At 65.4% G+C, this 26,322-nt stretch carries 21 protein-coding genes; 15 read left to right on the top strand and 6 right to left on the bottom strand.

The genetic code is table 11. The features are described from left to right. Positions 1-40 precede the first annotated feature (40 nt). Positions 41-2,359 carry an LPS-assembly protein LptD gene (locus tag ACE3P0_RS10995; RefSeq protein WP_374402658.1) on the bottom strand — a complete coding sequence of 773 codons (2,319 nt, stop codon included), beginning with the start codon at positions 2,357-2,359 and terminating at the stop codon, positions 41-43. Positions 2,360-2,471: 112 nt separating this feature from the next. Between ACE3P0_RS10995 and ACE3P0_RS10990 the strand changes: the two genes are divergently transcribed. The 13 genes from ACE3P0_RS10990 to hemF all read left to right on the top strand — a co-directional run bounded on the left by ACE3P0_RS10990 (position 2,472) and on the right by hemF (position 16,472). After that, the gene (locus tag ACE3P0_RS10990) at positions 2,472-3,473 is read left to right on the top strand and encodes an aminoglycoside phosphotransferase family protein (RefSeq protein ID WP_374402657.1); all 1,002 of its coding nucleotides are present in this window, start codon (positions 2,472-2,474) and stop codon (positions 3,471-3,473) included. A gap of 73 nt (positions 3,474-3,546) precedes the next feature. Next, the gene (gene murU, locus ACE3P0_RS10985) at positions 3,547-4,254 is read left to right on the top strand and encodes an N-acetylmuramate alpha-1-phosphate uridylyltransferase MurU (protein WP_374402656.1); all 708 of its coding nucleotides are present in this window, start codon (positions 3,547-3,549) and stop codon (positions 4,252-4,254) included. A gap of 19 nt (positions 4,255-4,273) precedes the next feature. Further along, positions 4,274-5,593, top strand: coding sequence for an aminopeptidase P N-terminal domain-containing protein (locus ACE3P0_RS10980; RefSeq protein ID WP_374402655.1), 1,320 nt, complete (start codon positions 4,274-4,276; stop codon positions 5,591-5,593). Positions 5,594-5,611: 18 nt separating this feature from the next. Next, positions 5,612-6,775, top strand: coding sequence for an FAD-dependent monooxygenase (locus ACE3P0_RS10975; protein WP_374402654.1), 1,164 nt, complete (start codon positions 5,612-5,614; stop codon positions 6,773-6,775). Between the two features lie 111 nt (positions 6,776-6,886). Next, on the top strand, positions 6,887-8,572 hold the full coding sequence (locus ACE3P0_RS10970) for a DUF1800 family protein (protein WP_374402653.1): 1,686 nt from the start codon (positions 6,887-6,889) through the stop codon (positions 8,570-8,572). A 12-nt stretch (positions 8,573-8,584) separates the two neighbouring features. Continuing rightward, a complete protein-coding gene (locus ACE3P0_RS10965) occupies positions 8,585-9,970 on the top strand; it encodes a DUF1501 domain-containing protein (protein WP_374402652.1) in 1,386 nt (461 codons plus the stop codon). A 119-nt stretch (positions 9,971-10,089) separates the two neighbouring features. Continuing rightward, on the top strand, positions 10,090-11,133 hold the full coding sequence (gene dusB / locus ACE3P0_RS10960; protein ID WP_374402651.1) for a tRNA dihydrouridine synthase DusB: 1,044 nt from the start codon (positions 10,090-10,092) through the stop codon (positions 11,131-11,133). Further along, positions 11,130-11,366, top strand: coding sequence for a Fis family transcriptional regulator (locus ACE3P0_RS10955; protein WP_267723863.1), 237 nt, complete (start codon positions 11,130-11,132; stop codon positions 11,364-11,366). The genes dusB and ACE3P0_RS10955 overlap by 4 nt, the downstream gene beginning before the upstream one ends. Positions 11,367-11,380: 14 nt before the next feature. Further along, positions 11,381-12,970 carry a bifunctional phosphoribosylaminoimidazolecarboxamide formyltransferase/IMP cyclohydrolase gene (purH, locus tag ACE3P0_RS10950; RefSeq protein ID WP_374402650.1) on the top strand — a complete coding sequence of 530 codons (1,590 nt, stop codon included), beginning with the start codon at positions 11,381-11,383 and terminating at the stop codon, positions 12,968-12,970. Positions 12,971-12,981: 11 nt separating this feature from the next. Continuing rightward, complete coding sequence (locus ACE3P0_RS10945) at positions 12,982-13,587, top strand: hypothetical protein (protein ID WP_374402649.1); 606 nt, start codon at positions 12,982-12,984, stop codon at positions 13,585-13,587. Next, complete coding sequence (purD, locus tag ACE3P0_RS10940) at positions 13,584-14,858, top strand: phosphoribosylamine--glycine ligase (protein WP_374402648.1); 1,275 nt, start codon at positions 13,584-13,586, stop codon at positions 14,856-14,858. The genes ACE3P0_RS10945 and purD overlap by 4 nt, the downstream gene beginning before the upstream one ends. Positions 14,859-14,874: 16 nt before the next feature. Further along, complete coding sequence (locus ACE3P0_RS10935; protein ID WP_374402647.1) at positions 14,875-15,549, top strand: PIN domain-containing protein; 675 nt, start codon at positions 14,875-14,877, stop codon at positions 15,547-15,549. After that, complete coding sequence (gene hemF / locus ACE3P0_RS10930) at positions 15,546-16,472, top strand: oxygen-dependent coproporphyrinogen oxidase (RefSeq protein WP_374402646.1); 927 nt, start codon at positions 15,546-15,548, stop codon at positions 16,470-16,472. The genes ACE3P0_RS10935 and hemF overlap by 4 nt, the downstream gene beginning before the upstream one ends. 42 nt (positions 16,473-16,514) lie before the next feature. Here hemF and ACE3P0_RS10925 read toward each other — a convergent pair whose 3' ends face one another. Then, positions 16,515-17,732, bottom strand: a complete 1,218-nt coding sequence (locus tag ACE3P0_RS10925; protein ID WP_374402645.1) for an ABC transporter substrate-binding protein — start codon at positions 17,730-17,732, stop codon at positions 16,515-16,517. Between the two features lie 346 nt (positions 17,733-18,078). Between ACE3P0_RS10925 and ACE3P0_RS10920 the strand changes: the two genes are divergently transcribed. Then, positions 18,079-19,251 carry an acetylornithine transaminase gene (locus ACE3P0_RS10920; protein WP_374402644.1) on the top strand — a complete coding sequence of 391 codons (1,173 nt, stop codon included), beginning with the start codon at positions 18,079-18,081 and terminating at the stop codon, positions 19,249-19,251. A gap of 55 nt (positions 19,252-19,306) precedes the next feature. Here ACE3P0_RS10920 and ACE3P0_RS10915 read toward each other — a convergent pair whose 3' ends face one another. Genes ACE3P0_RS10915 through hemC form a run of 4 tightly spaced genes read right to left on the bottom strand, consistent with a single transcriptional unit; the run spans position 19,307 to position 23,351 of the window. After that, positions 19,307-20,482: a heme biosynthesis HemY N-terminal domain-containing protein gene (locus tag ACE3P0_RS10915; protein ID WP_374402643.1), complete on the bottom strand. Its 1,176-nt coding sequence runs from the start codon at positions 20,480-20,482 to the stop codon at positions 19,307-19,309. Between the two features lie 9 nt (positions 20,483-20,491). Continuing rightward, entirely contained in the window at positions 20,492-21,592 is a 1,101-nt protein-coding gene (locus ACE3P0_RS10910; protein ID WP_374402642.1) for a uroporphyrinogen-III C-methyltransferase, read from the bottom strand. A 29-nt stretch (positions 21,593-21,621) separates the two neighbouring features. Continuing rightward, positions 21,622-22,395 carry a uroporphyrinogen-III synthase gene (locus ACE3P0_RS10905; protein ID WP_374402641.1) on the bottom strand — a complete coding sequence of 258 codons (774 nt, stop codon included), beginning with the start codon at positions 22,393-22,395 and terminating at the stop codon, positions 21,622-21,624. Between the two features lie 14 nt (positions 22,396-22,409). Beyond that, entirely contained in the window at positions 22,410-23,351 is a 942-nt protein-coding gene (gene hemC, locus ACE3P0_RS10900) for a hydroxymethylbilane synthase (RefSeq protein WP_374402710.1), read from the bottom strand. A gap of 203 nt (positions 23,352-23,554) precedes the next feature. Here hemC and ppc point away from each other — a divergent pair, with 203 nt between their 5' ends. Continuing rightward, entirely contained in the window at positions 23,555-26,317 is a 2,763-nt protein-coding gene (gene ppc / locus ACE3P0_RS10895) for a phosphoenolpyruvate carboxylase (RefSeq protein WP_374402640.1), read from the top strand. Positions 26,318-26,322: the final 5 nt, after the last annotated feature.

Below are 26,322 nucleotides of genomic sequence, written 5' to 3'. Positions count from 1 at the left end.
CGTTGCTTCCTCTTGGCCGTATGAGCGGCCGGAACGTGTGTCATTGCGAGCCAAAGACCGGATCGGACACCGGCTGGCTGATTCGACCATAGCCGACCACACTGCGTTCGAGCAGCGAAACCGGGCTGTTACCGATACTGATGGCACCACCGAACTCGAACTGGAAGTAGTACGCGTTCGTGTAGGCGCCCGAAGTGTTGAGCAAGGATTCGGCTGCAAGACGGAACACCCAGCAGCCGCCGTTGTATTCCAGGCCGGCGATCGCCTGCGTAAGCTTGTCGGTGCGAATGTCGCCATTCACGCGACCGACGACGTAGAAGTTGTTCACCACCGGCCACTGCAACGCGAGGTCGACGTCGGTATAGGACTGCCGCTGGTAGCGATACGAAGCCGAGGCCACTTTTGCGAAGCCCGGCTGGTAACGCAGGCCGACGGTGCCGCGCTCCATCCGCGTATCGCGCGGGTTGTACTGCGCGAAAAGATCCAGCGTGGTGTTCGGCAGCACGCGGCCCGAGAAAGCGCCCAACAGGTCGGCCAGCTGTTCGGTGCGCGGCGTCTCGCCCGGCAGCGTGACCTTCTGATCCTCGAAGTACATGCGCACGCCAAACGCACCGCGCACCAGCTCCTCGCCGTTCTCGGCATTGAGCAGGCGGGATGTGACCGAGCCGGTGATCTGGCTCGCGTTGGCGTAGCGATCCTGGCCGGAATACAGGTTCTCGGAGAAGATCTGTGCGAAACCGAAGTCCATCGGCGCGGAGTCGAACACCGGCAGCGTGTTCTGGTTCCGGTACGGCACTTTCAGGTAGTACAGGCGCGGTTCGAGCGTCTGCACCACGTCACGGTGGCCGATGTGGCTGTCGCGCTCGAAGAAGAGGCCGGCGTCCACGCTGCCGATCGGCAATACCCGCGATTCATCGAGCGGGCCAGCAGAAACACGATCCTGCAGCGCATAGCGGGTTGCGTGCACGCCAATCTTCGGCGTGATGAAGCCGCCCGGACGCACGAAGTTGTAGGCGACCTGCGGGTACACATAGGTCCGCCAGCCCTGGTCAGAGTCCGAGCGGTGGAAGTTCGCCGCTTCCATCGGCATTTTCAGCGAGAAGCCGCCGACTTCGGGCAGGTAGGCCAGGCCGGTCATGACGGGCAAGCGGTTGTACTGTGGCGAACCGGTCAGGGACTGGATCCGCTGCGTCAGCACCGAACCGGAGAACCAGCTGCCCGCGTTGTAGCTCAGCGAGGCCTCGCGCATCAGGTTGTCGGTCGAGGTCTGCGTGACGCGGGAGCTCAGGTCGGTGAAGTAATCCTTGTCGCTGACCGCGTTGTAATTCACCCGCCCGGAGAACCCTCGCCCGAACTGCTGGTCGTGGATGAAGCTGACCGCGCTGCGCGACTCGCCGTAGACCTCGTCGCGGGCGAGGTATTCAGTTCGCAGACTGCCGACGTAGCCCGGCTTCAGGTAGCGGAACTCGTTGTTGAGTTGCACCCCGCGCCGCGCGATATAGCGCGGCACGAGGGTGTCGTCATAGTTCGGTGCAAGGTTCAGGTAGTACGGCAGCGTGACGTCGAGACCCGTCACGTTCGAAATGCCGATCGTCGGCGCGAGCAGGCCCGAGCGCCGCTCACCGCTGAGCGGGAACGGCGCCGCCGGGGCGTACATCACCGGCAGGCCGCCAAAGTGGAAGGTGCCGTGCGTCGCATCGCCCACGTTGCGGTCGAAATCGAGATCCAGCTCTTTCGCCTTCACATACCAGGCTGGGTCGTTCGCCTCACAGGTCGTGAAGGTCGCATTCTTCAGGTGGTAGCGGTTCTCGCCTTCCAGCTCGATCGATTCGGCCTGGCCGTGACCGTGCACCGTCACATCCGCCGGGCGCGTAATGCCGGCGCTGATCGCCTGTTTGCTGACACGTGCCGGGCGCTTGCGGACGATTTCGTAAGTGGGTGTTTCGAACTCGCCGACCTGCTCTTCGACGCGATAGCGCAGACGCGGCCCGCGGATCGTGTCGGTGCCACGTTTGAGCACCACGTCGCCGGTAGCCACGGCTTCATCGCTGAGCAGGTCGTACTGCACGCGATCGGCGTCGAGCCGTGTCGCATCGCGCTCGACCACCACACGGCCGCTGGCATCCACGCGCACATCCTGCTGGCCTTCGATCTTGTCGGCCGTGACGACGGTTGCCGTGTGCTCCTTCGGCGCGGCAGGCGGTTTGGGCTGGCGCACCGTCACCGCTACCGCGGCTTGCGCCATCGCAGCGCGGAAGGCGCTGATCGAATAGCCGGCCGGCTCCGCCGCGCGCAAAGGGGCGGCCACGAGGCCGCAGGCAAGCAGCGGCAGGGCAAGGCGCAGATTCGGTCGGCTCAATTGGGTCACGCGTGGCGGCCGGGCGCGAGGCCCGTTTGCTAAAATCCGCGATTTTACATCAAGCACTTGGCCGCGCCCCTGCGGGACGCACGGCCGTGACTGGAGCCCTGGCTTGGATCGACTCGAACTCCTGCGCAACTGGGTCGCGCAGCAACACCCCGGCCGCGCGTTCTCGCTGAGCCCCGCCTCGGCCGACGCCAGCTTTCGCCGCTATTTCCGCGCTAGCTTTGATGATGGCGGCCCTTCGCTGATCGTGATGGATGCGCCGCCCACGCACGAAGACTGCAAACCTTTCGTAAAGGTGGCGCGGCTCTTCGGTGCCAGCGGAGCCCATGTGCCAGCGGTGGTGGCCGAGAATCACGAAGACGGCTTCCTGCTGCTGTCAGACCTCGGCAACACCACCTACCTGCAGGCACTCACGGCCGACAACGCCGCACACCTTTACGCCGACGCGCTGGGCGCGCTCGCCAGCATCCAGCGCAGCAGCCAGCCCGGCGTACTGCCGGAATACTCGCGCGAACTGCTGATGCGCGAGCTGGAACTGTTCCCGGTCTGGTACATCGCGCGTCACAAGGGCGTCACGCTGAGCGACGCGGAAACGGCAGACCTCTACGAAGTCTTCGACCGCATCCTCGACGTGAACCTCGCCGAGCCCAAGGTCTTCGTGCATCGCGACTATCACTCGCGCAACCTGATGCACCTGTCGGATGGCAATCCCGGCGTGCTGGACTTCCAGGATGCGGTGTACGGCCCGATCACCTACGATCTGGTGTCCTTGTTCAAAGATGCCTACATCGAATGGGACGAGGAGCTAACGATCGACTGGCTGGTGCGTTACTGGGAAGTCGCGCGCACGCTGGGCCTGCCGGTGCGGGAGGACTTCGCCGAGTTTCATCGCGACTACGAATGGATGGGCGCGCAGCGCCACATCAAGGTGTTGGGCATCTTCGCGCGCCTTTGCTATCGCGACGGCAAGGACGCCTATCTGCAAAGCATGCCGTTGGTGATGCGCTATCTGCGCAAAACCGCCGAGCGCTACCGCGAACTCAAACCACTCGCAAAACTGCTCGACAAGCTCGATCCGGTCGAAAAAACCGAAGGCCTGACGTTTTGACACGCGCGCCACACACCTCCCGGCAGACACTGGCCGCCGGGCGCGGGGTCACCCCACTGCGGAGATTGCCGCGATGAAGGCGATGATCCTTGCCGCCGGGCGCGGCGAACGCATGCGCCCGCTCACCGACCACACACCCAAACCACTGTTGACGGTGGGCGGCAAGCCCCTGATCGTATGGCATGTCGAAAAGCTCGCCGCGGCCGGATTCACCGAACTGGTGATCAACCATGCCTGGCTCGGCGCGCAGATCGAAGCGGCGCTGGGTGATGGCAGCGCCTGGGGCGTGCGCATCGCGTGGTCGCGCGAGCAGCAGGCACTCGAAACCGCCGGCGGCATCGCCTACGCCCGCACGGTGATTGGCGAGGCGCCCTTCCTGTCGGTGTCGGCGGACATCTTCAGCGACTACGACTATGCGCAATTGGTACCACGCCTCAAGGCGATGGTGGCGGACCCGACACTGCCCGATGCGCATCTCGTGATGGTGCCCAATCCGCCCTTCCACCCAGGCGGCGACTTCGCGCTCACCGCTAACGGCCTGCTCGCGCTGGAGGGCTCGCCGAAGTACAACTACGCCGGGTTCAGCTTGCACCGCCCGCGACTCTTCGATCACATCGCCGCTGGCACCAAACTCGCGATGCGGCCGATCTGGAACACGCTGATCGCGCAAGGCCGCGCCAGCGGCGAACTGCACACCGGCGGCTGGGACAACATCGGCACACCGGCGCAGCTCGCCGAACTCGACCGCCGCCTTGCGGTCACACCCGGCAAAGCCGACTGAGTCGCCGACAGGACACCCGATGCACTTCGACCCCACGCCCTTCGCCGCACGCCGCGCCCGCCTCGCCCAACTGATGCGCGACGCCGGTGGTGGCGTGGCCTACATCCCGACCGCGCGCGAGGCGATGCGCAACGGCGACTCCGAGTACGCCTACCGCTTCGGCAGCAACTTCTACTACCTCACCGGTTTCAGCGAGCCCGAGGCCGCACTGCTGCTGATTGCCGACGACAAGGGCAGCGAGAGCATCCTGTTCTGCCGTGAGAAGAACCCCGAGCGCGAGATCTGGGACGGCTTCCGTCATGGCCCCGAGGCCGCCGCTGCGCACTTCGGCTTCGACGCGGCCGGGCCGATCGCCGAACTCGACACCCGTCTGCCCGACCACTTCGCCAACCGTGCCGCGGTGTTCCACACCATTGGCGCCGACAGCGCTGACGACAGCCGCATCGTGCGCGCGCTGGACGCCGTGCGCGGCCGCGCCCGCAGCGGCGTCACGCCGCCCACCTGCGTGCGCGATCTGCGCGTGTTGATCGACGAGATGCGATTGCACAAGGATGCCGACGAACTCGCCGCGATGCGCCGAGCCGCCGCGATCAGTGGCGCAGCCCATGCACGCGCCATGCGCTTCGCCCGCCCCGGCCACTTCGAGTATCAGGTGGAGGCCGAGCTGATGCATGAATTCATCAGCCAGGGCGCCCGCTCGGCCGCCTACACGCCTATCGTTGCCGGCGGCAGCAACGCCTGCACGCTGCACTATGTCGACAACCGCAAACAGCTCGCCGAAGGCGAACTGCTGCTGATCGACGCCGGCTGCGAAGTCGATGGCTACGCAGCGGACATCACGCGCACCTTCCCGGTTTCGGGCCGATTCAGCGGGCCGCAGCGAGCGCTCTACGAACTCGTGCTCGCCGCGCAAATGGCGGCCATCGACAAAGCGCGCGCGGGCCAACCGTACAACGCCTACCACGACGCTGCAGTCCGCGTGCTCACGCAGGGCCTGAGCGACCTCGGCCTGCTGAGCGGCGACGTGGACGGCCTGATCGAACGCAAGGCTTACGACCGTTTCTACATGCACAGCACCGGGCACTGGCTGGGGCTGGATGTGCACGACGTCGGCCGCTACAAGGTGGACGGCGGCTGGCGCCCGCTCGCGCCGAACCAGGTGCTGACGGTGGAGCCTGGCCTCTACATCCGCCCCGCCGACGATGTACCGGAGGCTTACTGGCACATCGGCATCCGCATCGAGGATGACGTCCTGGTCACCGATGGCGAACCGGAAGTCCTCAGCCACCACGCCCCCAAGGCCGTCGCCGACATCGAAGCATTGATGCGCGACCGCTGACATCACCGGACTCCTCAGATGCCCAACACCCAAGACGCAGCAGCATCCGAACGCGGCATCCTGATCGTCGGCGCCGGCCCGGTGGGCCTCGCACTCGCGCTCGCACTCCATCGCCGCGGCCAAGCCGTGCGGCTTGCCGACGCCCGACCGGCTGGCGCCGGCGAGCGTGACGCAAGGGTGCTGGCGTTGTCGCACGGCAGCCGGCAAACGCTGGAGCATCTGGGCGCGTGGCCGCAACAGGGGCCAACGCCGATCACGACGATCCATGTATCGCAGCGCGGCGCACTCGGCCGCACGCAGATGCAGGCGGCCGAATACGGCGTGCCGGCGCTGGGCTATGTCACTCCGGCAGCACTGCTGTATCGCACGCTGGCGTCAGCGGTCTCGCGTGCCGGCATCGAACTGATGCACGACACCGAAATCACCTCGACAGCTGTCTCGGCCGACCGGGTCGACGCCCACACACGAGACGGCCGGCTCATCGCGGCACAACTGCTGGCGTGCTGCGAGGGTGCCGTCGCCGGCGAGACGGACGGCGCAGTACGCAGCCGCGACTACGGCCAGCACGCCGTGATCTGCCGCGCCCGCCTTGCCGCGCCGCATCGCGGCATTGCCTACGAGCGTTTCACGCCGGACGGCCCGCTCGCGCTGTTACCGCTGGGCGACGACTACTCGGTCGTGTGGACGATGCCGGCGGCGCAGGCCGATGCCCGCATGGCGCAGGACGAAGCGGCCTTCCGGGTCGCGTTGCAGGCCGCTTTCGGCAGCCGCGTGCAGTTCGTCGAAACCCTGGAACGGGCGCGCTTCCCGCTCGGTCTGCGGGTACGCGGCGAAGCGGTGGGAAGCCGCACGGTATGGCTCGGCAACGCAGCACAGACGCTGCACCCGGTGGCCGGGCAAGGCTTCAACCTTGCGCTGCGCGATGTCTGGGCGCTCGCCGAAACCCTCACCGACGCAGGCGACCCCGGCGAGCCCGCCCTGCTCGCCCGCTATGCACAGCGCCGCCTGCTCGACCGCCGCAGCACAATCGGCTTCACCGATTCACTGGTGCGCGTGTTCTCCAACGACGATCCCCTGCTGACCCATGCCCGCGGCGCCGGCCTGCTGGCACTGGATCTTGTGTCGCCACTGCGGCACTTCGTCGCAAAGCGGATGCTCTTCGGTGCGCGCGCCTGGCCTTGATTTCACGTCGGAGGTCTTCCGACAAGAAATGCATAATTTATCACACTCCACCCATATCGCATATTCTCATAGAATATTTGCGGATTTGTTGATTTTCGGGGGTGGATTTTCATGGAATTTCGTAATCTCACGGCTGCGCTGGCTCTGGCCACCTTGGCCGCATGCGGAGGCGGTGGCGGCACAACGCCCACGCCCGTCGCCTCCCCCACGCCCGGTGAGGCCGCGCGCTTCCTTGAGCAGGCCAGCTTTGGCCCGACCCCATCTTCAATCGACGCACTGAGCACGAGCAATTTCAGCGCGTGGATCGACGCCGAGTTCGCAAAACCACAGACCCTGCACCAGGCAACGGTCGACCAGTTGCAGACGACGCTGGCGGCCGGCAAATCGCTGGATCAATCCCACTTCTTCGAAAGTTTCTGGAAGCAGGCGGTCACCGGCGACGACCAGCTCCGCCAGCGCGTCGCGCTCGCGCTGTCCGAGATCTTCGTCGTGTCCTTTGACGGCAACCTGTCACAGAACATCCGCGGCATGGCGTCCTACTACGACATGCTGGGCCGCAACGCCTTCGGCAGCTATCGCCAGCTGATCGAAGACGTGGCGATGCACCCGATGATGGGCATCTACCTCTCGCACCTGCGCAACCAGAAGGAAAACCCGGCTAAGGGCCGCGCGCCGGACGAGAACTTCGCGCGTGAAGTGATGCAACTGTTCTCGATCGGGCTTTACGAACTCAACCCCGACGGCACGCAAAAGATCGGCAGCGACGGCAAGCCGATCGAGACCTACACCAACGACGACGTGACCGGCCTCGCCAAGGTATTTACCGGCTGGAGCTGGGCCGGCCCGGATACCGGCGACGAACGCTTCTGGGGCTGGGGCGCAGACGCCGACCCGGATCGCGAAGTGAAATCGATGCAGGGCTACACGCAATTCCATTCGCTGTCGGAAAAGAAGTTCCTCGGCGTAACGGTGGCCGCTCAATCCAAGGCCGACCCGGCCGCCAGCCTCAAGCCGGCGCTCGACCGCCTTGCCAGCCACCCCAACGTTGGCCCCTTCATCGGCAAACAGCTGATCCAGCACCTGGTCACCAGCAACCCGAGCCCGGCCTACGTGTCACGCGTGTCGGCCGCCTTCGCGAACAATGGCCAGGGCGTGCGCGGCGACATGAAGGCGGTGATCCGCGCGGTGCTGCTGGACCCGGAAGCGCGCGGCGCCAGCTACGCGGTACGCGACGACTTCGGCAAGGTGCGCGAACCGATCGTGCGCCTCGGCCACTTCCTGCGCGCCTTCAAGGCAAGCTCCGCATCGGGCCGCTACCTCGTCGGCAACACCGATTCGAACAGCAGCAGCCTCGGCCAGAGCCCGCTGCGTTCGCCCTCGGTGTTCAATTTCTATCGCCCCGGTTATGTGCCGCCAGGCACTTCGCTCGCCGACCGCGCCCTGGTCGCGCCGGAATTCCAGATCACCAACGAAACCTCGATCGCCGGCTACCTGAACTTCATGCAGAGCGCCGTGGCGAGCGGCGTTGGCAGCGCCACCAACAACGTGCGCGATGTGCAGCCGGACTTCACCGCCGAACTCGCGCTGGCCGAAAAGCCTGACGACCTGATGGCCCGCCTCGATCTGCTGCTGACGCACAACACCATGAGCGCAGGTACCAAGCAGACGATTCGCGACGCGGTTGCCGCCATCGCGATCCCTACCGACGCCACCAAGGCGGACACTGCCCGCAAAAACCGGGTGCGCCTCGCGGTGTACCTGGTGCTGGCATCCAACGACTACCTGATCCAGAAGTAAGCGGAGACGAACATGAGCATCAACAACGCCTCCCGCCGGGAATTCCTCAAACGCGCCGCTGCCCTTTCCACACTCGGCGGTGCCGCGCCCTTCGCGCTGAACCTCGCCGGCATCGGCGCTGCCGCCGCGGCGACCGACCCGGACTACAAGGCCCTCGTCTGCCTGTTCTTCTACGGCGGCAACGACCAGACGAACACGGTGATTCCGTACGACGCCACCTCGTACAACGACTACGTCGCCGCGCGCGACACCATCGCCCGCGCGCAGGCTGATCTGCTGCCGCTGACCACACTGAGCGACCTCGGTGGGCGCCAGCTCGCGTTGCCGAAGGAATTTGCGCCGATCAAGACGCTGTTCGATGGCGGCAAGGCGGCGATCCTCGCCAACGTCGGCCCGCTCGTCGCGCCGATCAAGGATGCGGCCGAATACAAGAGCGGCAAGGTGCCAGTGCCGCCGAAGCTGTTTTCGCACAACGACCAGACCGCCACTTGGCAGGCCTTCACGCCGGAAGGCGCGAAGCTCGGCTGGGGCGGGCGCTTCGGCGACCTGCTCGGCTCGATGAACAGCAATGCAGTGTTCACTGCCGTGTCGGCGGCCGGCAACACAGTTTTCCTGTCGGGCAAGAACACCTTCCAGTACCAGATCAGCTCGGGCGGCGCAGTCGGCATCAACAACATCAACGCCACCAGCCTGTTCGGTTCGCCGCAGGGCGCCGCAGCGCTGCGTGCGGTCAGCACGGGCAATTCCTCGCAGCTGTTCGAGCGCGAGCATGGCCGCGTGGTGCAACGCTCGATCGATGCACAAGCGGCCGTCGCCGCGGCGCTCGCGACGCTGCCGACCACCGATGCCCGCGTTGCATTGCCGACGGCGCAGGCCAACAACAACCTCGCACGGCAACTGCAGGTCGTCGCGCGCCTGGCCGGCGTGTCGGCTGCGTTGGGTGTGAAGCGGCAGGTGTTCTTCGTCAGCATCGGCGGCTTTGACACGCACGACAACCAGCTCACGCAGCAGCCGACGCTGCACACCGCGATTGCCGGCGCGGTGGATTACTTCTACAACGCCACGGTGCAACTGGGCATCGCCAACAACGTGACGCTGTTCACCGGCTCGGACTTCGGCCGCACGCTGACCAGCAACGGCGACGGCTCGGACCACGGCTGGGGCTCGCACCACTTCATCGTCGGCGGCGCCGTGAAGGGGCAGGATGTCTACGGCAGCTTCCCGGTGGTGAAACTGGGCACCGCGGAAGACGTCGGATCCGGCCGACTGCTGCCGACGACCTCGGTCGACCAGTACGCAGCAACGCTAGGCCGCTGGTTCGGCGTATCGGACAGCGACCTCGGCACCATCCTGCCCAACATCGGCCGCTTCTCGACGCGTTACCTCAACTTCATCTGAGTATGCTGCCCGGAGACCCGCGCCAGTCGTGGGTCTCCGCAACGCGCTTCGTGGACCTCGTCGACTCGGGTAGAATCACGCGCTTTTTCCGCGCTTTCGCACCCCCCGATTCCTGAGCGATGCAGTTCGCCGGCTTCCAGCTTCGCAACAATCTGTTTGTCGCGCCCATGGCGGGCGTGACCGATCGTCCTTTCCGCCAGCTATGCAAGCGGATGGGCGCGGGTCTGGCCGTCTCGGAAATGGTGACGTCGAATGCGCTGCTGTACGCCACGAACAAGACGCGCCGCCGCACCGACCACGCAGGCGAGGTCGAGCCGATTTCGGTGCAGATCGCCGGTGCCGACCCGGCAATGATGGCGCAAGCCGCCCGCTTCAATGCCGACAATGGCGCGCAGATCATCGACATCAACATGGGTTGCCCGGCGAAGAAGGTGTGCAATCTCGCCGCCGGCTCGGCCCTGATGCGCGACGAAGCACTGGTGGGCCGCATCCTCGAAGCGGTGGTCAAGGCCGTCCCCGACGTCCCGGTAACGCTCAAGTTCCGCACCGGCTGGGATCGCGCCAACCGCAACGCGCCGCGCATTGCGCAGATCGCCGAAGCGTCGGGCATTCGCGCGATCGCGATCCACGGTCGCACACGCGCTGACCTGTACATGGGCGAGGCGGAATACGACACGATCGCGGCGGTGAAGCCGCTTGTCGGCATCCCGGTGATCGCAAACGGCGACATCGATTCGCCGCGCAAGGCCCGCCATGTGCTCGCCCACACTGGCGCCGACGGCGTCATGATCGGCCGCGCCGCACAGGGCCGGCCGTGGATCTTCCGCGAGATCGAACACTTCCTCGCGACCGGCACCGAATTGCCGTCGCCCGAAGTCAGCGAAATCCATCGCGTGTGCAGCGAGCACCTCGCCGACCTGTACGACTTCTACGGCGAAGACGCCGGCGTGCGCATCGCACGCAAGCACATCGGCTGGTACACCAAGGGCATCTTCGGTGCCCACGCATTCAGGCAGCTGATGAACCAGCAGCCGGACGTCGCGAGCCAGCTCGCGGTCGTCGACGACTTCTTCGGCCGACTTGGCGAGCACGGCGACCGGCTGTGCGACGTCGAAGTCGCCGACCACGCAGATTCACAACCTTTGCAGGAGCTCGCGGCATGAGCCGCTCCGAAGACATCGCCGAATGCGTCCGCCGCGCGCTGGAACGCTACTTCAAGGACCTGGACGGTGAGAAACCGACCGGGGTGTACGACATGGTGTTGCGCAACGTCGAGCGTCCGATGCTCGAAATCGTGCTGAAACACGCGGGCGGTAACCAGACGGTGGCCGCCGAGATGCTGGGCATCAACCGCAACACCTTGCGACGCAAACTGACCGACCACGACCTTCTCTGAGTCCCATACCCGCCATGAACGTCACCCAAGCCCTTCTCAGCGTTTCCGACAAGCGCGGCATCGTCGAATTTGCCCGCGAACTTCACGCCCTCGGCGTGAGCCTGCTCTCCACCGGCGGCACCTCCAAGGCGCTGCGCGATGCAGGGCTGCCGGTCACCGACGTGGGTGACTACACTGGATTCCCGGAAATGCTCGACGGCCGCGTAAAGACGCTGCATCCGAAAGTGCATGGCGGCATCCTCGCCCGCCGCGATCTGCCCGAGCACCTCGACACGCTCGCTGCGCACCAGATCCCGCGCATCGATCTGGTGGTGGTGAACCTGTATCCCTTCCAGGCCACGGTGGCGAGGGAAGGCTGCACGCTGGAAGACGCGATCGAGAACATCGACATCGGCGGCCCGACGATGGTCCGCGCCGCAGCGAAGAACCACGGCACCGAAGCGGGTGGTGTCGGCATCGTGACCGACCCGGAAGACTATGCGGCAATCGTCGCCGAGCTGAAGACCAACGCCGGCAGCCTGTCGTACAAGACGCGCTTCGAACTGGCGCGCAAGGCCTACACCCACACTGCCCGTTACGACAGCGCGATCGCCAACTGGCTGACCGCCGTTGATGCCGACAAGCTGGTACCGGCCGAAGCGCCGGTGCGCGCCGAGTACCCGAGCCGCATCCAGTTCGCCTTCGACAAGGTGCAGGAGATGCGCTACGGCGAGAACCCGCACCAGAGCGCGGCCTTCTATCGCGACCCGAACGGCGCCGTGGGCGGCATCGCCGGCTACACCCAGCTGCAGGGCAAGGAACTTTCGTACAACAACATCGCGGACTCCGATGCAGCCTGGGAGTGCGTCAAGGCGTTCGAAACCACCGCCTGCGTCATCATCAAGCACGCCAATCCGTGCGGCGTGGCGCTGGGTGTGTCGGCCGAAGAAGCCTACCGCAAGGCCTTCCAGACCGACCCGACCTCGGCCTTCGGCGGCATCATCGCCTTCAACGTCGAAGTGGACGAAGCTACGGCCAAGGCGGTCGCCGGCCAGTTCATGGAAGTGCTGATCGCGCCGTCCTACACCGCTGGCGCGCTGGCCGTGCTGGCGGCCAAGCAGAACGTGCGCGTGCTGACCTGCGCGCTGGGCCCGGTCTCGCAGCTCGACTTCAAGCGCGTCGGAGGCGGCCTGCTGGTGCAGACCTACGACGACGCACGCATCGCCGCGGCCGATCTGAAGGTGGTGACCAAGCGTGCGCCGACCGACAAGGAACTCGCCGACCTGCTGTTCGCATGGCGCGTCGCGAAGTATGTGAAGTCGAACGCCATCGTTTACTGCCGCGACGGCATGACCGTTGGCGTCGGCGCAGGCCAGATGAGCCGCGTCGACTCGGCGCGCATCGCCAAGATCAAGGCCGAGAACGCCGGCCTCGCGATCCCGGGTTGCGCGGTCGCATCGGATGCCTTCTTCCCGTTCCGTGATGGCCTCGATGTGCTGGCGCAAGCCGGCGCGACGGCGGTGATCCAGCCGGGCGGCTCGGTGCGCGATGCGGAAGTGATCGCCGCCGCCGACGAACAGAACATTGCGATGGTGCTGACGGGCATCCGCCACTTCCGTCACTGATCAGGTTAGTCATGCTGCAAGCCATTTCGCGGGCCCTCGCGGGCCTGCTCTGCGCGTTGGCCATCACCACGGCCGCGCAAGCCGAAGAACCCGTCGCCGAAACGCCGTTCTACCAGCGCTGGTGGAACACCGCCGTGGACGAGACCACCGATCTCGCGACCACCGGCGACTGGAACGTCTTCCTGCCGACGAAGATCTACCACCTGCCGATGGCCTACACGGCCGAGCAGCGCAATCGCTACAACGAAAGTCCGATGCCGGCCTTCGGCTTCGGCCGTGGCAAGTACACCGAGAACGGCAATTGGCACGGGCTGTACGCGATGGGTTTCCGCGACTCCAACGACAAGCCGTCGTGGATGGCCGGCTACCAGTACTCCTGGCTGTGGGACATGCCGCGCCTCGAAGGCGCCTACTACGGGCTGGGCGTCACCGCCTTCATCATGGGGCGTGAGGACTACGGCAACTACACGCCCTTCCCCGCTGCGCTGCCGACCTTCACGCTCGGCTTCAAGAAGGTCGCGCTTGAAACCGCCTTCGTGCCGGGCGGCAAAGGCAACGGCAACGTGTTCTTCATCTGGTTCAAGCTCAATCAAGCGGAAAGGCCCACTCAGCCATGAAATTGCTCGTCATCGGTTCCGGCGGTCGCGAGCACGCGCTCGCGTGGAAGCTTGCGCAATCGACGCGGCTGCAGAAGGTTTACGTCGCACCGGGCAACGCCGGCACCGCACGCGAACCCGGCCTTGAGAACGTGCCAATCACCGCCATCGACGAGCTGATCGACTTCGTCAAGAAAGAGCAGATCGGCCTGACTGTGGTCGGCCCGGAAGCGCCGCTCGCCGCAGGCGTTGTCGATGCCTTCCGCGCCGCCGGCCTGCCAATCTTCGGCCCAACCAAGGCCGCCGCGCAGCTCGAGGCCTCGAAGGACTTCGCCAAGCAGTTCCTCGTCCGCCACAAGATTCCGACCGCGAAATACCGCACCTTCTCCGACGCCGCGCAGGCTCACGCCTACATCGACGCCGAAGGCGCGCCGATCGTCATCAAGGCCGACGGCCTCGCGGCCGGCAAGGGCGTTGTCGTCGCGATGAGCCTCGATGAAGCGCACGCTGCGATCGACATGATGCTGGTCGGCAACAAGATGGGCGACGCCGGTGCGCGCGTCGTCATCGAAGAATTCATGCAAGGCGAAGAAGCGAGCTTCATCGTCATGGCCGACGGCAGGCATGCGCTGGCACTCGCCACTTCGCAGGATCACAAGCGTCTGAAGGATGGCGACGAAGGCCCCAACACCGGCGGCATGGGCGCCTACTCGCCCGCCCCGGTCGTCACGCCCGAAGTGCATGCCCGCGTGATGCGCGAAGTGATCAACCCGACGCTGGCCGGCATGGCCGCCGACGGCCTGCCCTACACCGGCTTCCTGTATGCAGGCCTGATGATCGATGGCGAAGGCAAACCGCGCGTGGTCGAGTTCAACTGCCGCATGGGCGACCCGGAGACGCAGCCAATCATGGCGCGCCTGAAGACCGATCTGGTCGACCTGGTCGAAGCTGCACTGGCCGGCAAGCTCAACGAAGCCGAAACCGAGTGGGACCGCCGCGTCGCGCTGGGCGTGGTACTGGCCGCTGGCGGCTACCCGGACGACCCGAAGAAGGGGGACGTCATCAGCGGGCTCGACTACAAGACCGAGGATGTGCACGTCTTCCATGCTGGCACCACCGACCGTGATGGCCAGGTCGTCACCGCAGGAGGCCGCGTGCTGTGTGTCACCGCGCTGGGCGACTCGGTGCGTGAAGCCCAGAACCGCGCCTACGAGGCGATCAGCCAGATCAGCTTTGATGGCATGCAGTTCCGCCGCGACATCGGGCATCGCGCTGTCGGCCGCAAGGCTTAGGCCCGGAGATCCTGAGATGGCAGAGAAATCGAACCCCGTTCTACTGGTCGATTACGAGAACATTCAGGATCTTTCACTGCTCAAACGTTTGCTGGCCACAGCATTCGAGGTGAGGGTCTTTGTTGGAGCAAATCAGACAAAGATCCCGGTGGACGTCGTCAAGACAGCCCAACGATTTGGGGAGCGGCTCGGTTGGGTCCAAATTGACGGGCATGGGAAGAACGCACTCGATTTCCACATCGCCTACACCCTGGGGCTGCTTGTTGCTGAATCGAAATCGCGGGGGCTTTACGTACTTTCTCGCGACACAGGGTTTGACCCACTGCTTCAGTACTTGGTCAAGCGTGGAATACCCTGCCGCAGGGTCTCTTCCGTTGATGACTGGAGCAGCATTGCACGGCCAGCATCGCCTTCCCCGCAGCCAACCATTCCGCGAGCGACGGACGAGTTGAGCGAGTCACCTCCTCCGCCTACAAGCAGGCAGGGAGTTTCAATGACAGACGTTCAACTCTTCATCAACGGCATACCGCCGCGAAATCGCCCGAAGACCCCCAAAACACTCGCGGCGCATCTCGCGTCTCATTTCAAGAAACAAGCTAGTGGCGCGGACTTCTCGGCGATCGTCACCGAGTTGGCCCACCGTAGCGTTATCGTGATCAACGGAAACTCGCTGAGCTACCGATCCAAGTGACCCACAGTACAAACGCGCTCGCCGCAAAGCAGTACTTCACTAACCTGCAAACCCGCATCGTTGCTGCACTCGAAGCACTCGATGGCACCGCCTTCCGCACCGACAGTTGGGAGCGCCCCGCTGGCGGAGGCGGCCTGACGCGTCTGGTCGAGGAAGGCAATCTCTTCGAACGCGGTGGCTGCAATTTCTCGCATGTGATGGGTGGTGGCATGCCGGCATCGGCCACCGCGCACAGGCCAGAGCTGGCCGGCGCGCCTTTCGAGGCGATGGGCGTGTCGCTGGTGCTGCATCCGCGCAACCCGTATGTACCGACGGTGCACATGAACGTGCGCTGCTTCATCGCCACGCCGGAAGGCCGCGAGCCGATCTGGTGGTTCGGCGGCGGCATGGATCTGACGCCCTACTACGGCTTCGAGGACGATGCGACGCACTTCCACCGCGCCTGCCGTGATGCGCTCGCTCCGTTTGGCGCCGACTTCCATCCGCGCTTCAAGGACTGGTGCGACCGCTATTTCTTCCTGAAGCACCGCAATGAACCGCGCGGCGTGGGCGGCATCTTCTTCGACGATCTCGGCGCAAATGGTGAGATCGACTTCGACAGCGCGTTCGCGTTGACGCGCTCGGTGGGCGACGCCTTCCTCGGCGCCTACACGCCGATCGTCGAGCGCCGTCGCGATTTGCCGTTTGGCGAGCGCGAACGGGATTTCCAAGCCTATCGCCGCGGCCGCTACGTCGAATTCAATCTGGTATTCGACCGCGGCACGCTGTTCGGCCTGCAATCCGGCGGCCGCACCGAGTCGATCCTGATGTCGATGCCGCCGATCGTGAAGTGGCGCTACGACTGGCATCCGGAGCCGGGCTCGCCCGAAGCGCGGCTGTACGACAGCTTCCTGACCGGCCGTGACTGGCTCGCGCCGGCCTGAGCCGCAATGGGGGCTTCATGCCCCCGTTTTGATCGACTCGGCTTAGCGATCAGTCGTCTTGCGTCCGACGATGACCGCGGTCATCTCGTCCTTGTGTGCATAGGTGATGTGACCGTCGCGGATTTCGCCGGTCACGACCATGTCGGCGGTGATCGCCTCATGGTCGGTATGCGAGTACGGCTTCTGGTAAGTCGTCACGACACCGAACACCTGCGCCTGCAAATTCTCCAGCGCATTGCGCACTGCCGTACCCTGCGTCGAGTTAGCCTGCTTGATCGCCGCCGCCAGCAGCAGCATCGAGTCATAGCCCTGCGCGGCTGACACCGCGGACGGGATGCGATCCAGCCCCGACTGCTTGCGATACGCGATGAGGAATTCCTGCCGGCGCGAGGTGATCGGTTCGGCGATGAAGGTCTGCGTCATCCGCGCACCATCACCCGCCTTGCCAGCGTTCTGGATGAAGTTATCGAGTGACAGCGTCCAGCTGCCCAGCAGCGGCACCTTCCAGCCTTCCTTCGCGCGCGCTTTCGCAATCGCCGCCAGCTCCGGGCCGATCCCCCACACCAGCAGCGCCTGCGCGCCGGCAGCGCGCGACTGCGCGATCAGCTTTTGCATGTCGGTCTGGCCAACATCGAAGCCGCCTTCGAAGACCGGCTTCAGGCCGCGTGCATCCATCGCACGCTTGAGGTTCTCCACACCCTGGCGCCCGTATGGCGTGTTGTCACCGAGCAGCGCGAACTTGGAATACTTGTAGCGCTCGACCACCTCGTTGATGAGCCGGGTGGTCTGGATCGAGTCGCTCGCCGCGAGGCGGAACACATAGCTGTCCGGCACTTGCGGCGGCGCAAACTGCTGCGTGATCGGCGCGCCCGCTGCCATGTTCACGATCACCGGAATCTTCGCCTGCTGGAAGTGCTTCAAGGCCACCAGCCCGACGCCGGTATTGGCGATGCCGACCATCGCCTCGACTTTCTCGCGCTCGACCAGCTCGCGGGCAGCGGCCTCGCCCCTCTCCGGGTTGGCCTCATCGTCGCGCTCGACAAGCTGGATCTGGCGCCCGAGCAGACCGCCCTTCCAGTTGATCTCTGCAACCGCCATCCGCACCGCATGCAGCATCGAAGTGCCCATCGGCGCCGAGCCGCCGGAATACGGGCCAATCACGCCGATCTTGATCGGCTTGGCCGAGTCATCGGCGCCATGCGCGGCGCCGAGCGCCAGCGCCATCAATAAGCCAACGGACCAATATCGGAGTCTGCGCACGCTCATCCCCTTCATGCAAAAGGCATGATTTTCGTGATTTCCTTCGCATAAGAACAGCATTTAAGGCACAGGCATTCCCCTACGCAAAACTACGGATGCGAAGGTGTAATGCGTGCAAAACAAGTGGCTTGACGCAACTTGTTTTGCAGCGCACTATCCCGCCATGACTTACAGCCCGATCGCAATCCGACACCGAAACCGCGCCCGCCGTGCTTCATGCGGCATGTCGTCGTTCGCGTGCCGGGTACCCGGCAGGTCATAGCCCAGCCCCAACATGCTGGCAGCCCGACAAGGCCGCGGACATTCCGCGGCCTTTTTCATTTCCGCTCACTGAAAGGAATCCTCAATGAACTCGCCCACGCCCTCACATGCGCTGATGGATATCGCCGCTCGCCCCGCTGCCGTGATGGTGCGCGGCAGCGGCTCCTGGCTGGAGGACGCGGATGGGCGACGCTATCTGGACTTCGTGCAGGGCTGGGCGGTGAACTGCCTGGGGCACGCCCATCCGGCGATCACGCAGGCGCTCTCCGAGCAGGCTGCGCGTCTGGTCAACCCGAGCCCGGCCTTCTTCAACGAGGTATCGTTGCGCTTCGCAAGCCGGCTCGCCGCCGCCTCCGGGCTGGACGAAGTGTTCCTGTGCAATACCGGCGCCGAGGCCAACGAGGGCGCGATCAAGCTGGCGCGCAAGTGGGGGCGCCTACATCGAAACGGTGCGCACGAGATCATTACCTTCAAGGATGGTTTCCACGGCCGTACGATCGCGGCCATGTCCGCCTCCGGCAAACCGGGCTGGGATATGCTCTTCGCGCCGCAGGTGCCCGGTTTTCCGAAGGCGACGCTGAACGATCTAGCGTCGGTCGAAGCTTTGATCGGGCCGCAGACGGTGGCGGTGATGCTCGAACCTATCCAGGGTGAAGCCGGCGTTCAACCCGCAACGATTGAATTCCTGCGCGCACTGCGTGCGCTGTGCGATGCGCGCGACCTGCTGTTGATTCTCGACGAGGTACAGACCGGGATCGGCCGTACCGGCACGCTGTTCCGCTATCAGGCGGCCGGTATCACGCCGGATATTCTGACGCTCGCCAAGGGCATCGGCGGCGGCGTGCCGCTTGCGGCGTTACTGGCGCGCCAATCGGCCAGTTGCTTCAGCCACGGCGACCAGGGCGGCACCTATTGTGGCAACCCGCTGATGGCTGCCGTCGGCGATGCGGTGCTCGGCATTATCAATACGCCCGAGTTTCTGGCTGGCGTACGCGAACGGTCGGCCCAACTGATCCTAGGACTCAACGCGCTGGTCGCGCGTTTCGGGCTGGTCGGTGTGCGTGGTGCGGGCCTGCTGCTCGCACTTGAACTCGGTGAGCGCTACGACGCGGCCGACCTGGTGTTGCGCGCGCGTGACGCGGGGCTCCTGCTGAACGCACCGAGGGCTCATTGTCTGCGGCTGATGCCGGCGCTCAACGTCAGCGCAGAAGAAGTCGAGCAAATGCTGGGCATCCTCGCGACGCTGTTGCAGGCTTGATCTTGGGTGGATGGCGTTGCGGCGGCCGGCTGACGGCGCCGCAACGCATTGCGTGTTAGCCGCTGAGCTCGGCCGCGCTGCGGAAATGCTTAAGTGCGAGCTCGTTGCGATCGAGCTGCTCTGCCAGTCGCGCAAGTTCGAGATGCGCTGCGCGCGACGGCGCCACCGACAGCGAAGCCTCGAGGTAACTCTGCGCCTTGCCCCACAGCTGCTGTTGCAGGCACAGGCGGCCCAGCGTCAGCAACAGGCGCTCATCGCGCGGCTGCGCACGCAGCCAGCGTTCCGCCTGCCCGATCCGCTCGATCAGCGTGCCGCCCTCGATGCGACCGTAGAGCTCCGCCAGCGCCGAATCCCAGTTGTCGTCGAGTGCATCACCGATCGCATCTGCCGCCAACGCGCCCTGGCCGGCCGCATTCAGCAGCAGCGCTGCATCACGCACCAGCCCGCGATCGCTGCGCTCAGGTTTCGGGATCTGTCGCCAGTAGCGCACCATTCCCTCGGGGTTGCCCTCGAGCTCGCGCAGGCTTTCGAGATGCGCACGCCGAATCAGCGGCGCCGCCTGTTCGGCGGTAAACGCACGATGGCTGGCGAGCTGGCGCGCCAGGCGCAATACATCGCCCCACATGCCGCGCGCTGCGGCCGTCTGCACCGACAGACGCAATGCGGCGATATGGCGATGCCCGCCTTCGCGCAAGGCCTCCAGACGCTCGGCTGCAACGTCGAAGCGGCGATCTGCCACCGCGAACTCTGCCTCGGTCATCAAGCGCGCGACGCGCACTTCGCGATCGTGCTCCGCTGCACGGCGCAGCCATTCTTCGCAGCGCACCTGTTCGCGCATCGCGTGGCTGGCGCGCGCGGCGATCAACGCGGAGAGGCCCGGCGATTCGTTTGCGCGATAGGCCGCATCGGCCTGTGCGTGGGCGCGGCCGTAACGGCCCTCGACCAGAAAGCGTTGTGCGTCGCGCAGCGCCTGAATCGAGCGCTGCTTGCGCTGCTGTGCGCGGAACGCGGCCACCGCACCCGGTAGGGCCAGCGCCCGTGCGACCAGCCGCGTGGCGGCATACAGCAGCGCGAACAGACCGATCGAAAGTATCGCCAGCAGATTCAGCGAAATGTGAAGTCGCCAGGGCGGCCACACGAACAGCGCGTAGGCGTCGTTGTAGCGGGCGACGATCGCAAGGCCGGCGGCCAGGGCGAAGATGCTCAGAAGCCAGAACAGGGCGCGCATCATCTCCGGCCCTCAGCGCGCACCGGCGACGCGTGCGCTGTGCAGCGAGCCAAGCGTTTCATTCAGATTGGGCAATTCGACCGACAGGCGTGCGCCCTGCGCCTTGCGCAGATCGGCCAGCCGCATTGCGACCTCGCGATCCTCGACGTCGAAGTAACGCTCCATCCAGGCCGCGGCCTGCTTGGTGTCCTCACGGAACACGCGCCCATCGCGTTGCAGCAGCGCAAGGCGCGCAGACAATAGCCGCAGGCGCAAATTCTCTCGCAGGAACACGGTCTGCGACGGCGACAGCAGCGCTGGGTCGGGGCGATCAAGTCGTTCGATGCGGATCAGACCGCGCAGCTCGCTCCAGAAATCGCCGACGAGGCGCGCATACCAGGCCGGCGGCTCGACGATCTCAGGCGCAGACTGCTCGACCGGCTTCGCCCCCTTCACCGGGCGCTTGACGACCTTCTCCTGCTTCGGCGGCGAGTGCTCGAACGCGAGCGGCAGCGTGTCGACGCGGTCGATCAGGTTTTCCAGCGCCAAGCCCATCGCGGAAATGTCCGCCAACGGCAGTGCCTTCAACCGCTCGATGTCGCGAGCGATCGATTTGCGCAGCGGCAGCAGTTGCGGCCGCTCAAAACCGGCCAAGCGCGCCTCGGCGCTTTGCAGCGCGATCAATGCGGCCTGCACATTGCCTGCCAGTTGCAGCTGCTGCTGCGCGATGTTGAGTGCCTGTTCCACTTCGGCCAGCACCCACTCGTCGCGGGAGCGCGACAAATCCTGGTAGAGCGCTTCGAGCGCGGCCTGCTGTCCCTGAGATTCGGCCATGCGGGCTTCCTGCACCGCGAGGCGGTTGCCCATCGCCTGGATCGAGTCCTGGATCTCCTTCGCGCGCCCCTTCACTTCGCGGGTCGCGGCATCCGATTCGCCGAGGCGTTGAGCGACCTGCTGCTTGAGCACTTCGAGCTGCGCGCGGGTTTCAATCCATTGCCAGGCAAGCAAGGCAAGCACCACGGCCCCCGCGATCACCAGCGGATGACCAAGGCTGCGCCAGCCACGGCGCCCTGAAGGCGCTGCGGGCGCGACAGGCGGCGGAACGGGAGTGGGGTTTTCGCTAGGGGTATCCATGGGGTTCATGATAACCCGACGTCGCGCGCTCAGCCTGCGGCGAAATGGGCGCAAAGCCCCGCCAGCAGGCCCTTGTCGGCCGCGTCAGTGAGTACGACATGAGTAAATCCGGCTGCGCGCGCGGCCTCAGCAACCCGTGCATGCGGCGCAAACACCGGCACAGCCAGCACCCGCGCGGCGTCCGTTGTCAGCGCTGCAGCAAGGTGACGCACCGCTTCGCTGCTGGTCAACGTGATTGCATCCAGCGCCCCCGCGGATGCAGCGGAAGCCAGCGTTTGAACATCGACATCGGGCGCCAGACGCCGGTAGCAGGTGAAACAGCTGACCTGCGCGCCACGCGCCATCAGCACATCGCCGAACAGCTCGCGGCCGCCGTCGCCGCGCAGGATCAACACTCGCTTGCCTGTAATCGCGTCCGGCGCGAACTCAGGCAACGACAGCACGCCTTCGCTGTCGAAGCGCTCGCCCGGCACGAGCACCTGGGTGAAACCTGCATCGCGCAAAGCCGCGGCGCTACCCGGCCCGACCGTTACCGCCTGTGGCCCTGGTGGCCAGGCGCGGTGTGCGCGAATGCCGGCCAAGCCGTGGCTCACCGCATTGGCACTGACGAAGAAGGCAAAGTCGTAGTCGTCTAGCGAGGACGCCAGCGCGGCGAAGGCCTCGCTGTCGTAGATCGGCGCGATATCCAGCAGTGGCAGGCGCCAGGCGCGGCCCCCCTGGGCCTCGATCGCGGCGCACAGCGCATCGGCTTGCGCCGCAGGCCGCGTCACTAGGATCGTGCGGCCAGCAAGCGCGGCAGCCATTCGTGTAAGAGCGATCAGTGGCTCGACAACTGCGCGAGAATCTCGGCCGCACCCTGCGCGCGCAGCGCATCGGCCACCTGCAGGCCGATCGCCTCGGCGTCGGCAGGGGCGCCGCGCAACTCCGCTCGCACGAAGCGGCTACCGTCCGGCAGCGCGACGAAACCGCGCAGGAACAACTCGCCGTCGGTGATCTGCGCGTACGCACCGATCGGTACTTCACAGCCACCGCCAAGCGCCTTCGTCACTGCCCGTTCAGCCAGCACGCACGCAGTGGCCGAGCCATCGACCAGCGGCGCCAGCCAAGCACGCACATCGGCACGCGCTGCAATCGCCTCGATCGCCAGCGCGCCCTGGCCCGCGGCAGGCAGCGACACTTCCGCCGGCAGCGTACCGCGGATGCGCTCGCCCAGCCCGAGGCGCTTGAGCCCGGCGGCCGCCAGCACGATGGCGTCGTACTGACCTTCATCGAGCTTGCGCAGACGGGTGTCGAGATTTCCGCGCAAGGGCGTCACGCCCAAGTACGGGTATTGCGCATGGACCTGCGCTTCACGCCGCAGGCTCGATGTGCCAACCACCGCGCCGGGCGGCAGATCGTCGAGCGAGGCGTACTTGTTCGACACGAAAGCGTCGAGCGGAATCTCGCGCTCCAGAATGGCGGCAATACAGAACGGATCGGTCAGCTCGGCCGGCACGTCCTTCATCGAGTGCACCGCGATGTCGGCGCGCCCATCCAGCAAGGCCGTTTCGAGTTCCTTCACGAAGAGCCCCTTGCCGCCGACCTTGGACAGCGCACGATCGAGGATCTGGTCGCCGCGCGTGGTCATGCCCAGCAATTCCACCCGCGTCTGCGGGTACAGGCTTTCGAGCAGGGCTTTGACATGCTCGGCCTGCCACAGGGCGAGGCGGCTTTCACGGGTGGCGATGACGATGCGTTCAGGTGCGGGGCTGGTCACGATGACAAGGGCCTTGCGGCGGGATTCGATAAGGATTGCGATGGTACCACCGCACAATTTTTGATCGGCAAACGCGTACAAAGGCCTGATAAGCTTCAAAATATTGCGGTGCAATGTCAAAATTGCGACGTTTACGCACGGCCCTTGCCCCCGAACCGTACAAAGGCCGCCCGGGGATCCCCCCCAATCCCACAGCAAAACCGACAATGAGCGATCAGGCTAAGCAGGAAGCAGCGAAGGACCTCCCCCTCAAAGAAGATATCCGTCTTCTTGGCAGGATTCTCGGTGACACCGTTCGTGCCCAGGAGGGCGACGCGGCATTCGATTTGATCGAGCGGGTCCGCCAGACCTCGATCCGCTTCCGCCGCGACGACGACATCGCCGCCCGCCGCGAACTCGAAGCGATGCTCGATTCGCTGTCGCGCGACCAGACGATCCACGTCGTGCGCGCCTTCAGCTATTTCTCGCACCTGTCGAACATCGCGGAAGACCAGCACCACATCCGCCGCTCGCGCATGCACGCGATCGCCGGCTCGGCGCCGCGCGAAGGCACCATGGCGCGCGCCATCGAAGCCGCCTTCGACGCCGGCGTGAGCAACGAACAGATTGCCACTTTCTTCGAAGAGGCCTTTGTTGGCCCGGTGCTGACCGCGCACCCGACCGAGGTATCGCGCAAGTCGATCCTCAACTGCCAACTCAAGATCGCCCAGTTCCTCGATGCGCGCGACCGCATCCAGATGACGCCCGAGGAAATCGAAGAGAACGATGCTGCGCTGCGCCGCGCGGTGTTGACGATGTGGCAGACGCGCATGCTGCGGCCGACCAAACTGTCGGTGCTGGATGAAGTCGACAACGGCCTCTCGTACTACAGCTACACCTTCCTGCGCGAGCTGCCGAAGCTCTACGTCGCGCTCGAAAACCTGCTGGCCAAGCATGGCGACACCTGGAAGACGATGGAGCTGCCCGCGTTCCTGCGCATGGGCAGCTGGATCGGCGGCGACCGCGATGGCAACCCCTTCGTCACTGCCGACGTGCTGCGCGAAGCGATGCGCATGCAATCGACCGTGGCACTGGAGTTCTACCTGCACGAACTGCACATCCTCGGCAGCGAACTCTCGCTCGCACAACTGCTGGTCAGCGCATCCGATCAGCTGATCGAACTGGCCGACCACTCGCCGGACAAGTCGCCCCACCGCAGCGACGAACCCTATCGCCGCGCGCTGGCCGGCATCTATGCACGCATGTCGGCCACTGCAGAGAATCTGCTGGGTCACCGCGTCGGCCGCCCGCCGGTCGGCCTGGCCGAGCCCTACGCGAGTGCCGAAGACCTCGCCGCCGATCTCGAAACCGTGCATCGCTCGCTGCTCGCGAACGGCTCAGGCACGCTTGCGCAAGGTCGCCTGCGCCGCATCCGCCGCGCCGTGAAGGTATTCGGATTCCATCTGGCCGCGATCGACCTGCGCCAGAACTCCGATGTGCATGAGCGCACCGTCGCTGAACTGCTCGCCGCCGTGCGCCCGGGTTTCGACTACCGCGCGCTCGACGAAGAAGGCCGCATCGCCGCGCTGCTTGAAGAGCTCGCGACGCCGCGCCCGCTCGCTTCGCCCTTCGTGCAGTACTCCGACGAGACGGTCGGCGAACTCGAAATCTTCCGCGCCGCCGCGGAGGCGCACCGCCTGTATGGCCGCGACTGCATCCACAACGTCATCATCTCGAAGACCGATGGCGTGTCGGACATGCTCGAACTCGCACTGCTGCTGAAGGAAGTCGGTCTGCTGCGGCCGCATGAGCGCGCGATCGACGTGAACATCGTGCCGCTGTTCGAGACCATCGGCGACCTGCAGGCCGCCAGCGCGACGATGGATCGCCTGTTCTCGATTCCGGCCTACCGCGAACTGCTCGCCACCCGCGGCGACATGCACGAGGTGATGCTCGGCTACTCCGACTCCAACAAGGACGGCGGTTTCATGACCTCCGGCTGGGAGCTCTACAAGGCCGAGATCCAGCTGATCGAAGTGTTCAAGCGCCACGGCGTGAAGATGCGCCTGTTCCATGGCCGTGGTGGCTCGGTCGGCCGCGGCGGCGGCCCCAGCTACCAGGCGATCCTGGCGCAGCCGGGCGGTGCGGTGCAGGGCAAGATCCGCCTCACCGAACAAGGCGAAGTGATCTCGTCCAAGTACGCCAACCCGGAAGTCGGTCAGCGCAACCTCGAAGTGCTCGCAGCAGCGACCTTCGAAGCCACGCTGCTGGCGCACCCGGAAGCCGCGCCGCGTGCCGAGTACCTCGAAGTGATGGATCGCCTCTCGGAACACGCCTTCAAGGCTTACCGCGGCCTGGTCTACGAGACCGAAGGCTTCGAAAAGTACTTCTGGGAATCGACCGTGATCTCCGAGATCGCGAACCTGAACATTGGCTCGCGTCCGGCCTCGCGCAAGAAGACCACGTCGATCGAAGACCTGCGCGCGATTCCGTGGGTCTTCTCGTGGGCGCAATGCCGACTGATGCTGCCGGGCTGGTTCGGTTTCGGCTCCGCGGTGCGCGCCTTCCTCGCCGAACGCCCGGACGGCATGCAGGTGCTGCAGTCAATGCACAAGGAATGGTCGTTCTTCGCGACGATGCTGTCGAACATGGACATGGTGCTGGCCAAGAGCGACATCGCGATCGCCTCGCGCTACGCCGGACTGGTGCGCGACGAAGCCCTGCGCAACGCGATCTTCCCGCGCATCCGCGCCGAGCATCAGGCCACGATCGATTCGCTGCTCGCGATCACCGGCCAGCAGGAGCTGCTGGACGGCAACCCGCTGCTCAAGCGCTCGATCCGCAACCGCTTCCCCTACCTCGACCCGCTCAACCATGTGCAGGTCGAACTGCTGCATCGCTATCGCGACGGCAACGAGGAGGAGCGCATCAAACGCGGCATCCACCTGTCGATCAACGGCATCGCGGCTGGCCTGCGCAACTCGGGCTAAGTTGA

The sequence above is a fragment of the Niveibacterium sp. genome, from assembly GCF_041909475.1.
GTDB lineage: Bacteria > Pseudomonadota > Gammaproteobacteria > Burkholderiales > Rhodocyclaceae > Niveibacterium.
Note: the sequence above shows the minus strand (reverse complement) of the source record. Positions and strands in the feature narration are given on the sequence as shown.

Excerpts from the sequence above, each read along its gene's own strand:
- ACE3P0_RS10905 (WP_374402641.1), bottom strand. The coding sequence starts at position 22,395 with ATGGCTGCCGCGCTTGCTGGCCGCACGATCCTAGTGACGCGGCCTGCG.
- ACE3P0_RS10970 (WP_374402653.1), top strand. The coding sequence starts at position 6,887 with ATGGAATTTCGTAATCTCACGGCTGCGCTGGCTCTGGCCACCTTGGCC.
- ACE3P0_RS10920 (WP_374402644.1), top strand. The coding sequence starts at position 18,079 with ATGAACTCGCCCACGCCCTCACATGCGCTGATGGATATCGCCGCTCGC.
- murU (WP_374402656.1), top strand. The coding sequence starts at position 3,547 with ATGAAGGCGATGATCCTTGCCGCCGGGCGCGGCGAACGCATGCGCCCG.
- ACE3P0_RS10975 (WP_374402654.1), top strand. The coding sequence starts at position 5,612 with ATGCCCAACACCCAAGACGCAGCAGCATCCGAACGCGGCATCCTGATC.
- purH (WP_374402650.1), top strand. The coding sequence starts at position 11,381 with ATGAACGTCACCCAAGCCCTTCTCAGCGTTTCCGACAAGCGCGGCATC.
- dusB (WP_374402651.1), top strand. The coding sequence starts at position 10,090 with ATGCAGTTCGCCGGCTTCCAGCTTCGCAACAATCTGTTTGTCGCGCCC.
- ACE3P0_RS10955 (WP_267723863.1), top strand. The coding sequence starts at position 11,130 with ATGAGCCGCTCCGAAGACATCGCCGAATGCGTCCGCCGCGCGCTGGAA.
- ACE3P0_RS10915 (WP_374402643.1), bottom strand. The coding sequence starts at position 20,482 with ATGATGCGCGCCCTGTTCTGGCTTCTGAGCATCTTCGCCCTGGCCGCC.
- ACE3P0_RS10965 (WP_374402652.1), top strand. The coding sequence starts at position 8,585 with ATGAGCATCAACAACGCCTCCCGCCGGGAATTCCTCAAACGCGCCGCT.
- ppc (WP_374402640.1), top strand. The coding sequence starts at position 23,555 with ATGAGCGATCAGGCTAAGCAGGAAGCAGCGAAGGACCTCCCCCTCAAA.
- ACE3P0_RS10945 (WP_374402649.1), top strand. The coding sequence starts at position 12,982 with ATGCTGCAAGCCATTTCGCGGGCCCTCGCGGGCCTGCTCTGCGCGTTG.
- ACE3P0_RS10935 (WP_374402647.1), top strand. The coding sequence starts at position 14,875 with ATGGCAGAGAAATCGAACCCCGTTCTACTGGTCGATTACGAGAACATT.
- ACE3P0_RS10980 (WP_374402655.1), top strand. The coding sequence starts at position 4,274 with ATGCACTTCGACCCCACGCCCTTCGCCGCACGCCGCGCCCGCCTCGCC.
- purD (WP_374402648.1), top strand. The coding sequence starts at position 13,584 with ATGAAATTGCTCGTCATCGGTTCCGGCGGTCGCGAGCACGCGCTCGCG.
- ACE3P0_RS10910 (WP_374402642.1), bottom strand. The coding sequence starts at position 21,592 with ATGGATACCCCTAGCGAAAACCCCACTCCCGTTCCGCCGCCTGTCGCG.